The sequence below is a fragment of the Kitasatospora paranensis genome, assembly GCF_039544005.1.
In the GTDB taxonomy this organism is placed as follows: Bacteria; Actinomycetota; Actinomycetes; order Streptomycetales; family Streptomycetaceae; genus Kitasatospora; species Kitasatospora paranensis.
Genome location: NZ_BAABKV010000001.1, coordinates 2331040 through 2344035, shown reverse-complemented (window position 1 = coordinate 2344035; position 12996 = coordinate 2331040). Strand labels below are relative to the sequence as shown.

8 protein-coding genes and 2 pseudogenes are annotated in these 12996 nt (G+C 74.5%); 3 read left to right on the top strand and 7 right to left on the bottom strand.

All coding sequences use genetic code 11. From position 1 onward, the window contains the following. Positions 1-36 precede the first annotated feature (36 nt). From ABEB13_RS11625 to ABEB13_RS11605, 5 genes and pseudogenes are all read right to left on the bottom strand, one after another. A pseudogene (locus ABEB13_RS11625) lies at positions 37-1079 on the bottom strand (DUF2637 domain-containing protein). A gap of 130 nt (positions 1080-1209) precedes the next feature. Further along, positions 1210-2036, bottom strand: a pseudogene (locus ABEB13_RS40505) (iron-sulfur protein). Positions 2037-2135: 99 nt separating this feature from the next. Then, entirely contained in the window at positions 2136-2966 is an 831-nt protein-coding gene (locus tag ABEB13_RS11615; protein WP_345705449.1) for a hypothetical protein, read from the bottom strand. Positions 2967-3165: 199 nt separating this feature from the next. Then, complete coding sequence (locus tag ABEB13_RS11610; RefSeq protein ID WP_345705448.1) at positions 3166-3981, bottom strand: hypothetical protein; 816 nt, start codon at positions 3979-3981, stop codon at positions 3166-3168. 169 nt (positions 3982-4150) lie between these two features. Further along, positions 4151-4711, bottom strand: coding sequence for a nucleotidyltransferase family protein (locus ABEB13_RS11605; protein ID WP_345709634.1), 561 nt, complete (start codon positions 4709-4711; stop codon positions 4151-4153). Between the two features lie 205 nt (positions 4712-4916). Here ABEB13_RS11605 and moaA point away from each other — a divergent pair, with 205 nt between their 5' ends. Together moaA and ABEB13_RS11595 are read left to right on the top strand one after the other, a co-directional pair. Next, positions 4917-5936, top strand: a complete 1020-nt coding sequence (gene moaA / locus ABEB13_RS11600) for a GTP 3',8-cyclase MoaA (protein ID WP_345705447.1) — start codon at positions 4917-4919, stop codon at positions 5934-5936. Positions 5937-6062: 126 nt separating this feature from the next. Then, complete coding sequence (locus ABEB13_RS11595; protein WP_345705446.1) at positions 6063-6806, top strand: HNH endonuclease family protein; 744 nt, start codon at positions 6063-6065, stop codon at positions 6804-6806. A gap of 75 nt (positions 6807-6881) precedes the next feature. Here the strand turns inward: ABEB13_RS11595 and ABEB13_RS11590 are convergent, their stop codons facing one another. Both ABEB13_RS11590 and ABEB13_RS11585 read right to left on the bottom strand, forming a co-directional pair. After that, positions 6882-9191, bottom strand: coding sequence for an ArnT family glycosyltransferase (locus ABEB13_RS11590; protein ID WP_345705445.1), 2310 nt, complete (start codon positions 9189-9191; stop codon positions 6882-6884). A 124-nt stretch (positions 9192-9315) separates the two neighbouring features. Next, a complete protein-coding gene (locus tag ABEB13_RS11585; RefSeq protein WP_345705444.1) occupies positions 9316-10497 on the bottom strand; it encodes an alpha/beta hydrolase in 1182 nt (393 codons plus the stop codon). A gap of 243 nt (positions 10498-10740) precedes the next feature. Between ABEB13_RS11585 and ABEB13_RS11580 the strand changes: the two genes are divergently transcribed. Next, positions 10741-12969: an MMPL family transporter gene (locus tag ABEB13_RS11580; protein ID WP_345705443.1), complete on the top strand. Its 2229-nt coding sequence runs from the start codon at positions 10741-10743 to the stop codon at positions 12967-12969. Positions 12970-12996 lie beyond the last annotated feature (27 nt).

The following is a 12996-nucleotide window of genomic DNA, read 5'->3' as shown; positions in this document are numbered from 1 at the left end:
GCCGTGGGCGTGCCGGGGCCGGGGGCCGGTGCGGTCTCAGCCGAACTGCTGCTCCAGGTCCTTGAGCTTCTGCTCCAGCGAGTCCAGGCGCGGCAGGGTGATGGTGTCGTCGTCCGGTGTCAGGTCGATGCTGCGCGGGGCGGGCCCGCTCGCGGCTGCCGGACCGACGCTGCGGGGGGCGGGCCTGACGGGGAGTCCGGGGAGGCGGCCGGGCCCTCGGCGGGGGCCGGTTCGGCCGCTATGGCGGGCTCCGTGCCGCCGGGCTCCAACTGTCGGGCGGCCGTCCGGTGCCGCCAGCCGCCCTGGTGCCGGCCGATCGCCCGGATCTCGGCGCGCTCGCGACGGTGCGCCAGCCGACGGCGCTCACGGTCCTCGGCGGCCGTCCGCTTGTCGTCGCGGACCTCCTCCACCGCCTCGTCGAGCGTGCGCACGCCCTCCAGCAGCATCAGCGACCACGCCGCGTACGTCTCCAGCGGGGCCCGCAGCCAGCGGACGATCCGGATCTGCGGCAACGGCCTTGGCACCAGGCCCTGTTCGCGCAGGGCGGCGCGGCGGGTCTGCTTCAGCGCCCGGTCGAACAGGACGGCGGCCGAGAGCGACATCCCGGCGAAGAACTGCGGTGCCCCGGCGTGCCCGAAACCGCGCGGCGCGTGCACCCAGTTGAACCAGGCCGAGGCGCCGGCGAACAGCCACACCAGCAGCCGGGAGCCGAGCGCCGCGTCGCCGTGGCTGGCCTCGCGGACGGCCAGCACGGAGCAGAACATCGCGGCGCCGTCCAGCCCGAACGGCACCAGGTACTCCCAGCCGCCGGAGAGGTTGAGGTTCTGCACGCCGAATCCGACCAGGCCGTGGAAGGAGAGCGCCGCGGCCACCGCCGCGCAGCAGAACAGCAGGGTGTACGAGGCGCCCCCGTACAGGGATTCCTTGCGGCGGCGGCGGTCCTCCGAGCGCTCCCAGGAATCCGAACCGCCCGCGGCCGAGGTGGCCCGGCTGCGGGCGAACGCGACCAGCACGGCGACGACCACCAGGACGGCCACCCCCGTCACGGCCCAGCCCAGCGGTATGTCGGACAGTCTCATGACCTGAACCAGCCTCGCTTTCCTGCGTAGGGACGGCGGGACCATCATGGCGGAGAATTCCGGCGGGATCGGCCGGATCAGCCGCAATGCACCGCCCCGGGGGAAATACCGGCGAATACCCGAATGGAAATCACATGGATTGCCGACGCGGACAGGTGAAACAGGGCTCCTCCGGGCGGACGGTGTAGAACAGACAACAGGTCGTCCGAGTACGTGTACGCATGGCGTCCTCGTGGCGGAATCCGGCGGCGCCGACGAACGGGGCCGGACCGTCGCCCGGCAGCAGGGCGGTCAGCTCCGCCGCCGCGCGGTCCTCCTCGCCGAACAGGCCGCCCAGGTACCACAGGCCCTCGACGACGTCGTCGGTGACCATGCCCCACAGCGTCCGCGGCCCGCGGCGCACCCGCGGACGGAACGCGGCCACCACGGGCGCCAGGTGCTCGGCGACGGCGGCCAGGAGTTCGGCGCGCAGCGCGGCCTCGTCCGGCACCACGCGCACGTCCGCACCGCCGGCGCGGGCCCTGCCGCCCACGGCCGCCGCGGAGGCCGGCGGGTCGCCGGGGAGCACGACCGACTCGACCGGCCGGACGGCCAGTTCGCCGGTGGACCGGTTGATCGCCACCCGGTCCGGCGGCAGTCGGGGACCCGGCGTTCCAGGAACCACGGGACGGTGAAGGCCAGGGCCACCGGCCAGGCGTAGCGGTGCAGGCTGAATCCGGCGGCCACGTCGGGCCGCAGCGGCACCCCGTGGTCGCGCTCGCCCGCCCGGGAGTCCAGGTCGATCATCGCCTGCACGGCCCGCGGGTCGGCGGCCAGGGTCGAGCCGCGCACCCAGCCCTCGCCGGCGGGCGGCTCGCCCGCCCGGATCCGCAGGGCGGGGTAGGCGGCGGCGAGCCGGCGGTAGCCCTCCCCGACAGGGTCGCCGGTGGCGGACGGCTCGGTGCTGATGGCGGTCATGCGGACCCCGGGGGAGATGCGGGCCCGGGTGCGGCGCCCGCGGTCGGCAGCGGCTTGCCTGTCCGGGGCACTGCTCACCCCGGACAGGTAAGGCTTACCTTATCGGAGTCCGTCCCCGATGTGCTCGGGCGGCCGCTCCCCGCTCGGCCGCTCCCCGCTCGGCCGCTCCTCCTGCGACCGCTCCCCGTGCGTGCGTCCGTCCGCCGGGCCGCCCGGTGCGGGCAGCCGGGCCACCAGCCAGACCGGCACGCCGCCGAGTGCCTGCACCAGCCGGGCCGCCTCCGCGCGGAGCCGGGTCGCCTCGGTGGGCTCGGCCACCTCCGCCAGCGAGGCCAGGGCCGGTGCCACGCCGACGGTGAATCCCAGCTCCTCCCGCAGCCGCAGTGACGTGCGGAAGCCCTCCGCCGCCCGCGCCCGGTCGCCCGCCGCCTGGGCCAGCCCGGCCAGGTGCCGCCAGGTGTACGAGCACAGCAGTCCGTCGCCGCGCTCCGTCGCGGCGTCGTGCGCCCGCCGGTACGCCATCCTGGCCGCCGCCGGGTCGTGCAGCAGGTTCTCGGCGACCAGCCCCCGCCGGAAGTCGAGCAGCGGCCGGCCCGGGGCGTCCGGCGGCAGCAGTGCCGATGTCCGCCCCAGGGCCGCCTGCGCCTCGTCCAGCCGGTCGCGGCGGCCCAGCACACTGGCCACGTACGCCAGGAAGCCGCGGGCGCAGGCCGCCGCGGCCCGCTGCTCCGGGCCGCCCGCGACCGCCTCCGCGAGCCGCAGTGCGGCCTCCGCCTCGGCCCAGTTCGCGGCCGTGAACATGCACTGCTCGATCAGAAGTTCGGCCCGTTCCAGGGCTGCCGCCGGATCGCGCGCGGCAGCGGGCCGCAGTAACTCCGCGGCCTCCTGCCAGCAGCCGCGCGACCGCAGCCGCCACACGGCGTCCGCCATGCCCCCCGGGGCCGTCCTGTGCTCCGACAACGCCACCTCCTTGTGTGCGCCATCCAGCAACGCCCGGCCGTCCCCTCGGTCCTGCGCTGTGGCGGCAATTCAACACGGGGGCGAGCTTGTGCACCAGATCACGAGCGCGACGGAATTGCGGAACCGCCCCTTCCGCTCCGTGCGCGGACGGGCCCCGGGGCGCGTCCGGTCAGGACGTCCAGCCCGTCTCCACCAGGGCCTCGGCCGCGCCGTTGGCCGGCTGCGGCTGCCCGGTCGCGTCCAGGGCGAACAGCGCCACCAGCAACTGCTCGCCGCGCACCACCGCCTGGTGCGAGTACCCGGAGACGCTGAACATCGCCGCCGCCATCTCCTCGCTGTGCAGCGTCTGCATCCACAGGCACTCCACCGCCTTCACGTCCGCCGACTCCGTCCAGGTGTCCACCTGGGCCACCAGCCGGCTGCCCAGCAGCGTCGCCCCCTCGCGGTCCTGGCCGTCCGTCAGCTCCAGATCCTCGAAGCCCAGCCACTGCAGATAGCGGGCCGCGGCCAGCACCGCGTCCTGCGGCGAGTGCACCGGCTGCGGGCGGAACGGCGGGCGGAGCAGCCGGTGCCGCCCCGGCGGCAGCGACGGCTCCGGCGGCGGGCCGGCCGGCGGCCGCGGGCCCGCGGCGGGCCGCCCCACCGGGCCGGACGCCGGCAGTCGCGGCGAGCGGTCCACCGGCAGCCGCACCGTGGCGCCGCAGTTGCAGGTGAACTCCGGCTGCGGCCACTGGTCGCTGCGCCCGCAGTGCGGGCAGCGCATGCTCAGCCAGGAGTCCTCCCAGGAGCGGAACCGCACCTGCACCGGCACGCCGCCGCGCAGCAGCGGCACCCGCAGCTGCTGCCCGCACGGACACGGCAGGCTCGGGGGCTCGTACAGGTGCTCACGGCGGCAGGCCGGGCAGCGGATCGCGGAGGCGCCCGCCGACGGCACGGGCCCGGGCGCCTGGTCGCTGAAGTCGTCGGGCAGCGGCACTGCGGTCATGGCTGGCACCGTCCGTTCGGTGTCGGCTGGGCAGGTTCAGCCCCAATCCTCCCTGATCCGGGCAGGTGAGGGAACGGAATACGGCAAACCTCAGGGTCTCTTAAGGGGCGTACGACCGACTCGGCGGCCCCTCCCGGCGGCGCCGGACGAGGCCGGATCTGACGGGAAGTCAGCTCCGGCCGCCGCCGGACGGGGCACCGCCGGCGCGCCCCTCGGCCGTCCAACACGCCAGGTCGGCAGGGGTGTCCAGATCGTCCGGAACGGCCACGTCGCCGCACTCCACCAGCCGCAGCTCCCCGGGGTGCGCGGCGAGCAGGGCGCGCGCCCCCGCATCGCCGCGCGCGCCCTGCGCCGCCTCCGCGAAGTACCGCGCCCCGATCAGTACCGGATGGCCCCGTCGCCCCCCGTACGCCGCCGCCACCAGCTCCCCGCCCGCCCGGTGCGCCGCCAGCAGCCGGGCCACCGCCGCCGGCGTCACCCCGGGCGTGTCCACCAGCATCACCAGTACCGCCGGCGCCTCCGCGGGCAGCGCCGCCAGACCCGCCCGCAACGACGAGCCCATCCCGCTCTCCCAGTCCGGGTTGTCCACCAGGACGCAGTCACCGGTCTCCGCCGTCGCCCGGACCTGCGCCCGCGCCGCCCCCAGCACCGCCACCACCGGTCCGCAGCCGGCCGCCCGCACCACCCCCAGCGCATGCTCCAGCAGCGGCCGCCCCCGGAAGGGAAGCAGCGCCTTCGGCCGCCCGCCGAGGCGCCGCCCGCCCCCGCCGCCAGCACCACCGCCGCCACGCCCGGATCCGTCATGCCCCCAGTCTCCCGACCCTCGCCCGGCCCCGACAGCTGTGCGATCGTACGAGGGGACGCCGCAGGTCAGCGCCGCACCCCGGTGCTTCGGCCGCTGGCCCCGGACGCTCCGGCCCCCTTGTACTTGGTCCATGGCACGACTGGCACCCCGTACCGAGCAGCCGCACGGCTCACCCCTGGTCGACCGCTACGGCCGGATCCACACCGACCTGCGGATCTCCCTCACCGACCGCTGCAACCTGCGCTGCACCTACTGCATGCCTGCCGAAGGCCTCTCCTGGCTGCCCAAACCCGAGCTGCTCACCGACGCGGAACTGCTGAGGCTGGCCCGGATCGCCGTCACCCGCCTCGGCATCCGCACGCTGCGCCTCACCGGCGGCGAACCGCTGCTGCGGCGCGGCCTGCCCGGCCTGATCGCCGAACTCGCCGCCCTCGGCCCCGAGCTCTCCCTCACCACCAACGGCATCGGCCTGGCCCGCACCGCCGCCGACCTCAAGGCTGCCGGGCTGCACCGGGTCAACGTCAGCCTCGACACCCTGCGCCCCGAGCGGTACGCCGAGATCACCCGCCGCGACCGCATCCACGACGTGTTCGCCGGCCTGGCCGCGGCCAGGGCCGCCGGCCTCGACCCGGTCAAGATCAACGCCGTTCCCGTCCGCGGCGTCAACGACGACGAACTCGTCGACCTCGTCGACTTCGCCGCCCGGCACGGGTACCGGATGCGCTTCATCGAGTCGATGCCGCTGGACGCCCAGGGCGCCTGGGAACGCGACCGCATGATCACCGCCGACGAGATCCTCGACGTCCTCGGCCGCCGCCACCGCCTCGTCCCGGTCGGCCGGCACGCCAACGCCCCCGCCGAGGAGTGGCGGATCGCCGGCACCGACACCGTGGTCGGCGTCATCGCCTCCGTCACCCGCCCCTTCTGCGGCGGCTGCGACCGCGTCCGGCTGACCGCCGACGGGCAACTGCGCAACTGCCTGTTCGCCACCACCGAGTCCGACCTGCGGGCGCTGCTGCGCGACGGCTCCGACGACGACCGGATCGAGGCCGCCTGGCGGGTCACCGTCGCCCGCAAGGGACCCGGCCACGCCATCGGCACGGCCGACTTCGTCCGCCCCGACCGCCCGATGTCCGCGATCGGCGGCTGACGACCGACCGCCCGCCCCGGGCGCCCCGGCCGGATGCCGCGGTGCGCGACCGAACCGTACTTGACCCGGCATGAACCCCCTGGTCTGCTGGTGCGCCGTCACCAGCCACACCCTCGGGGAGAACCCGTGCGCGCCCGCCGTACCGCCGTCCTGTCCGTCGCCCTGCTGCCCGCCCTCGTCCTGACCGGCTGCAGCAGCGGCAAGTCCGCCTCCACCGACGCCGCTGCGCCCTCCGCCGCACTCGGCACCAGCCCCCTGCAGAACCCCGACGGCACCCGCCCCGGCCTCGCCCCGCTCACCTCCGCGGCCGACCGCGCCGCCGGCCGGGCGCTCGTCGCGAAGGTCCGCACCGCCGCCGCCGGCCCCAAGACCGGCTACGACCGGGACCAGTTCGGCCCGGCCTGGACGGACAACGTCGACGGCACCCCGCTCGGCCACAACAACTGCGACACCCGTAACGACCTGCTCGCCCGTGACGGCCGCTCCGTCCAGCACAAGGACGGCTCCGCCTGCACCGTCACCTCGATGACCATCCACGACCCCTACACCGGCAAGAACGTGCAGTGGACGAAGGCCCAGGCCACGAAGATCCAGATCGACCACGTGATGCCGCTCTCCTACGACTGGCAGCAGGGCGCCGCGAAGTGGGACAAGGCCAAGCGGGTCCGGATCGCCAACGACCCGCTCAACCTCATCCCCGCCGACGGCTCGCAGAACGCCGCCAAGGGCGACTCCGGCCCCGCCGAGTGGCTGCCCGCCGACGCGCGGATCCGCTGCGCCTACGTCGTCCGGTTCGCCCAGGTCTCCCTCAAGTACGACCTGCCGGTCACGCCCGCCGACAAGCAGGCCATGCTGCAGCAGTGCGCCTGACCGTCCCGTCCCGGACACGCGTCCGGCCCGCCGAGGGGAGACTCGGCGGGCCGGACGGCTCGGTGCGGTGGTGCGTCAGCCGGTGGTGCCGGCCGTCTTGGGAGCGGTCAGGTCGTAGACGGTGGCGCTGCCGACCGTCTTGGCGGTGAAGTTCGCCGCGACCCAGGTGGAGATCTGCGTGGAGTCGGACGAGCCGCCCATCCCGCCGCCACCGCCGCCGCCGAAGCCGCCGCCGCCGATGAACCAGTGCACCTTGCCCTCCTTCACGTACTGCTGGAAGGCGCTCAGGCTCAGCGACGGGTCGGTGCCGTTGAAGCCGCCGAGCGCCATCACCGGCTCACCGGTGGCCAGCTGGTAGCTGGCCTGGTTCTGCGAGCCGACGGCCGCGGCCACCCAGGTGTAGCTGCCCGCGTCCTGCTTCAGCAGGGCCGCCAGCTCGCTGCTGACCCGGGCGCCGTCGAGCAGGCCGCCCATGCCGCCGCCCATGCCGCCCGCACGGCCCTCGCGGAACCCGCCGGTGCCGCCCTGGCCGGTCGTCCCGGGGAAGCCGCCCTGGCCGCCGCCACCAGGGGCACCGCCCTGGCCGGTCGTGCCGTTCGTCCCGGGGAAGCCGTTGGCCGCCCCGCCGTTGCCCGCCCCGCCGTTGCCCGTGGCTCCGCGCATGCCGGGGAACCCGTTCGCGCCGCCCGGCATCTGGCCGCGGAAGCCGCCGCGCCCGCCGCCCGGCCCGCCGAAGCCGTTGGAGCCCTGCACCTGCGGTCCGGCCGTCACGATCGAACCGGAGTGCCCGGTCGACACGGTGTCCAGCGCGTACGCCGTCGGGCCGCCCAGGGTGGCGGCCAGCGCCGCCAGCCCGGCCACCGCGGCCAGCCGGCCGCCCGTGCGTCCGCCGATCCGGCCGACCGCCGGCAGCGCCGCACCGGCGACGATCCCGCCGATCAGCACCGCCCAGCGCAGCCACGGCAGGAAGGTGGAGCTGCGGCCCAGCAGCACGAACGCCCAGACCGCGGTCACCGCGACCGTGCCGCCCAGCAGCGCCGCGTACGGCAGCCGGTGGCGCGCCCGCCACAGGCCGTCGGTGCCCATGCCGACCAGTGCGGCCACCGCCGGGACGAGCGCCACCGTGTAGTACTGGTGGAAGATGCCCGACATGAAGCTGAAGGTCAGGCCGGTGCAGAGCAGCCAGCCGCCCCAGACCAGGAACGCCGCCCGGGCGCTGTCGGTGCGCGGGTAACGGCGGGTCGCCCACAGGCCGACCACCAGCAGGATCAGCGCAGCCGGCATCAGCCAGGCGATCTGGCCGCCGATGTCGCCGTCGAACAGCCGGGTGATGCCGGTGGAGCCCCACATGCCGCCGCCGTTGCCGCCGCGGCCGCCGCCACCGCCGACACTGCCGGTCTCGTTGCCGGTGAGCCGGCCGAAGCCGTTGTAGCCGAAGGTCACGGAGAGGAAGTCGTTGTCCTGCGATCCGCCGATGTAGGGGCGGGCCGACGCCGGGACGAGCTCCACGACCGCCACCCACCAGCCGGCCGCGGCCACCATCGCCAGCGTCCCCCACAGCAGCTGCCGCACCCGGCGCCCCAGCCCGGTCGGCGCCACCACCAGGTACACCAGCGCGAAGGCCGGCAGCACCAGGAAGGCCTGCAGGGTCTTGGTCAGGAAGCCGAAGCCGAACATCACGCCGGTGAAGAGCAGCCACCGGGTGCTCGCGGTCTCGGTCGCCCGCAGCACCCCGTACGCGGCCAGCGTGAGCAGCAGCACCAGCAGCGCGTCCGGGTTGTTGAACCGGAACATCAGCGCCGCCACCGGGGTCAGCGCCAGCGCCGCACCGGCCACCAGCCCGCCGACCGGCGAGAAGCGGCGGCGCACCGCCGCGTACACGGTCGCCACCGTGCCCACCGCCATCAGCACCTGCGGCGCGAGGATGCTCGCCGAGCTCAGCCCGAAGAGCCGCACCGACAGCGCCATCGGCCACAGCGACATCGGCGGCTTGTCGACGGTGATGAAGTTCGCCGCGTCGGAGGAGCCGTAGAAGAAGGCCTTCCAGCTCTGCGAGCCGGCCTGGACGGCGGCCGAGTAGAAGGAGTTGGCGTAGCCGGAGGCGCTGAGGTTCCAGAAGTACAGCACCGCGGTGGCCGCCAGCAGGGCGAGGAACGCCGGGCGCACCCACTGCGGGTCGTCCTCGCGGCCGCGCCGGGCCCGGCCGGGGAGGGTGCGCAGGCGGCCCGCCCACGAGGACGGGCCCTTGGGTCCCGTCGGCGGCAGCGCGGCCGGCGGGAAGATCGGATCGACCGTGGCCGGCGCGGCCGGCGCCGCCGGCGGCGGATAATCCGCGGCCTCGGGCCACGCGACACTGGTCGGAGGGACGGAACTGGTCTCGGTCATGGGCGATACGCTCCCCGCCCGGGCTGAAAGGTTGATGAGAGCCGGGTATGAGCGGGGTGTGTTCTGTCACCGCCGGTGACCGGCCCGCCGGGAGCGGGCCCGTTCGGGCCGTTCGGGGCAGGCGTCAGGAGGCGCCGGGCACCGGGGGCGCGGTGGTCGGGCCTGCGCCGGGGCCGGCCCCGCCGGGCTGCTGGGGCGGGGCCAGCCGCTTGCCGAGCCACTCCAGGGCGGGCGGGATCTCGCGTGTCCAGGTGCGGAAGTTGTGGCCGCCGGTGTCCAGGGTGATGGTGGACAGCTGGGTGGGCGCCCGGAACGCCGCGATCATCTTCTGGGTCGCCGGGTAGTTCTTCTCGTCGAGGCTGGTGGCCAGCAGCAGCGAGACCGGCTCGGGCGGCAGGTTCTTCAGCCGCCACAGCAGGTCGTTCTCCCGCTTCAGCGCGGGCTTGCCGCCGAACAGGTCGCCGGTGGTGGGGTCGTTCGAGGTGCTGTAGTAGCCGGAGAGCGAGATCGCCGAGCGGTAGCTGTCGGGCTTGCGCAGGGCGAACTTCAGCGCGCAGTAGCCACCGGTCGAGTCGCCGACCGCCGCCCGGGCGTCCGCCCGGTCCAGCACCCGGTAGCGGGAGGCCATCGCCTGCGGCACGTCCTTGGTGAAGAACGTCTCGACCTGCGGGCCGCCCGGGATGTCCATGCACTCGGTGTCCCGGTTGCTGTCCACCGTCGGCCGCATCATCAGCAGCACGGTCGGCGGCATCTGCCCGGCCTGGATCGCCTTCAGCGTGGACGCCGGGTACTCCAGCAGGGAGATCAGCTTCTCCGCCGAGCCAGGGTAGCCGGAGAGCACCAGCATCATCGGGAACCGGGCGTGCGCGTAGCCGGGCTGGAAGTACTGCGGCGGCAGGTACACGTAGGCGGGCGAGCCGATCAGGCCGGTGGACTCGCCCTGGATGCGGACCTGCTCGATGGAGCCCGAGCGGTCGGGGGCGGACCCCTGCGAGGAGTACACCTTCTGCTGCCCGGTGACCGACAGCGCCTTGCCCGCCGGCTGGTGGTCGACCACCATGCCCGGCCCGCCACCGGTGCCCAGCAGGTCGCCCCAGGTGCTGTAGAAGCCGAAGTACGCGTTGGCCACCAGGCCGAGCGCGGCGAGCACCGCCAGCTGCGTCCCGAGGAAGGCGCTCAGCCGGCCGAGCCAGGCCCGCCACCCGGCGCCGGCGAGCCGGGGCCACAGCCACATGGTGGCGGCGAAGGCGCCGACGGCGAGCACGACGGCGATGACGCGCAGGGGAAGTCCCGTAAGGCTGAACACAAGGCGATCGTAGTTGACTGCCAGAATCCACTCAGACGACCCCCAGGTTCCGCACAGACGGTGCACGCACCGCCCCGGGCGGGCAACGCCCCGCCGCTCCGGGGTGCCGCCACCAGGAGGACAGGCGGTGTGTCGGCCGGCCCGAGCGGCAGGGTGCCTGCCTACGCTCTGAGCAGCCGTCAGCCGATGGCGTGCCCCCCGCCACCGCGGTGCGGGCGGGCCTGGTCCCCCGGGGAGACGTTCATGCCGTCCGCACCGAGCCCCGGCGGGGCTTCCGCCACCCGTCCGGCCAAGCCGGGCGCCCTGCGCAGACTGGGCACCTGGTGCGCCCGGCACGGCGTCCTGGTCCTCGTCCTGTGGCTGGTGGCCGTCGGCGGGGTGCAGGTGCTGAACCGCGCCTTCGGCGGGGACTTCTCCGACAACTTCTCGCTGCCGGGCAGCCAGTCGCAGAAGGGGGCGGACGTCCTCCAGGCGAACGACCCGGCGGCGGGCGGCACCGGCTCGCAGATCGTGCTGCACGACGCCCAGTCGCTGACCGGCTTCCAGAACCAGGTCGGGCAGGCCGTCACCAACCTCCAGCACCTGCCGCACGTGCTGTCCGCGCAGAACCCGCTGCAGGCCCAGCCGTCGCCGACCGGGCCGATCTCCACGTCGGGGACGACGGCGTACATCTCGGTGAAGTTCGACACCACCCCGGCCGCGCTCGGCCCGGACTACCTGAACCAGGTCTACGCCGCCGTCGCCCCGCTGACCCAGGCCGGGGTGCAGGTGGAGTACGGCGGCCCGCTCGGCGAGGCGGCCAGGCCGAAGGCCGACGACCGTTCGAGTGAGGCGATCGGCTTCCTGGTGGCGATCGTCGTGCTGCTGGTCGGCTTCGGCAGCATCATTGCGGCCGTGATGCCGCTGGTCACGGCCCTGATCGCGGTGATCGTCGGGCTCGGGCTGCTCGGTCTGCTGGCGGCCGCGCTGACCTTCGCGACCGTGTCACCGACGCTCGCCACCATGATCGGCCTCGGCGTGGGCATCGACTACGCACTGTTCCTGCTGACCCGCTACCGGCAGGACATCATGGACGGCGCCGACCCGGCGGAGGCGGCCGGGCACGCGACATCGACCAGCGGCCGGGCGGTGCTGGTCTCCGGCTGCACGGTGGTCATCGCGCTGAGCGGCCTGTCCGCGTCGGGCGTCTCGTTCATCTCCAAGCTGGGTCTCGCGGCGGGCATCACCGTGGTGACCGCGGTGCTGGGCGCGCTGACCCTCGTGCCCGCGCTGCTGGGGATCGTCGGACGGCGCATCGACCGGTACCACGTGCGGACGCCGGTCGCCGAGACCTCCGCCGACCCCGCGGCGGAGGCGAAGGGCACCTGGCACCGGTACGCGCAGCGGGTGGAGCGCCGGCCGTGGTGGTTCCTGACGGGCGGCGTGATCGTGGTCGGGATCCTGGCGATCCCGCTGTTCTCGATCCAGCTGGGGCACATCGACGACGGGGCGGATCCGACGAGCTTCACCGACCGGCGGGCCTTCGACCTGATGTCGGACGCGTTCGGACCGGGTTCCAACGGCCCGCTGACGGTGGTGATCGACCAGACGAACGTGCCCTCGGGCGACCGGGCGGCGCTCCAGGCCAGCACGCAGCAGGCCCTCACCGGGCTGCCGAACACCGCGTCGGTCAGCCCGCCGCAGGCCGCCGGCAACGGGAACGTGCTGGTCTCGCAGGTGATCCCGACCACCCGTCCGCAGGACAGGCAGACCACCGACCTGGTGAACACCCTGCACGACACCGCCCTGCCGAAGGCCGTGGCGGGCACCGCGGCCACCGCGTACGTCACCGGCACGACCGCGGCCCAGGTGGACTTCCTGGAGATCGTCTCCAGACGGCTCCCGATCATCATCGCGGTGGTGGTCGGCCTGGCCTTCCTGATCATCCTGGCGGTCTTCCGCGGCCTGCTGGTGGCGGTGAAGGCGGCGGTGCTCAACCTGCTGTCGATCGCCGCCTCGTACGGCGTGGTGGTGGCCGTCTTCCAGTGGGGCTGGGGCGGGCCGCAGCTCGGGGTGAACGGCAAGGTGCCGATCGAGAGCTATGTGCCGATGATGATGTTCGCCATCGTCTTCGGCCTGAGCATGGACTACGAGGTGTTCCTGCTCTCCCGGGTGCACGAGGCGTGGGTGCGCACGGGCGACGCCAAGGAGGCCGTGGCGCACGCGCTGGAGATCACCGCGCGGGTGATCACCTGTGCCGCGCTCATCATGTTCAGCGTGTTCGCGGCGTTCGTGGTCAGCGACAACGTGGTGGTGAAGATGCTCGGGCTCGGTCTGGCCTTCAGCGTGCTGATCGACGCCACGGTCGTCCGGCTGCTGATGGTGCCGGCGGTGATGACCGTGCTGGGCCCGCGCGCCTGGTGGACGCCGCGCTGGCTGGACCGGATCCTGCCGCACATCGACACCGAGGGCACGGGGCAACCGGCAGCCTGAGCCGCCGCGCCCTGGGCGCCCGTGCCG

Bases quoted from the DNA above. Each gene is read 5' to 3' on its own strand.
- ABEB13_RS11615 (WP_345705449.1), bottom strand. From the start codon at position 2,966: ATGGCGGACGCCGTGTGGCGGCTGCGGTCGCGCGGCTGCTGGCAGGAG.
- ABEB13_RS11610 (WP_345705448.1), bottom strand. From the start codon at position 3,981: ATGACCGCAGTGCCGCTGCCCGACGACTTCAGCGACCAGGCGCCCGGG.
- moaA (WP_345705447.1), top strand. From the start codon at position 4,917: ATGGCACGACTGGCACCCCGTACCGAGCAGCCGCACGGCTCACCCCTG.
- ABEB13_RS11590 (WP_345705445.1), bottom strand. From the start codon at position 9,191: ATGACCGAGACCAGTTCCGTCCCTCCGACCAGTGTCGCGTGGCCCGAG.
- ABEB13_RS11580 (WP_345705443.1), top strand. From the start codon at position 10,741: ATGCCGTCCGCACCGAGCCCCGGCGGGGCTTCCGCCACCCGTCCGGCC.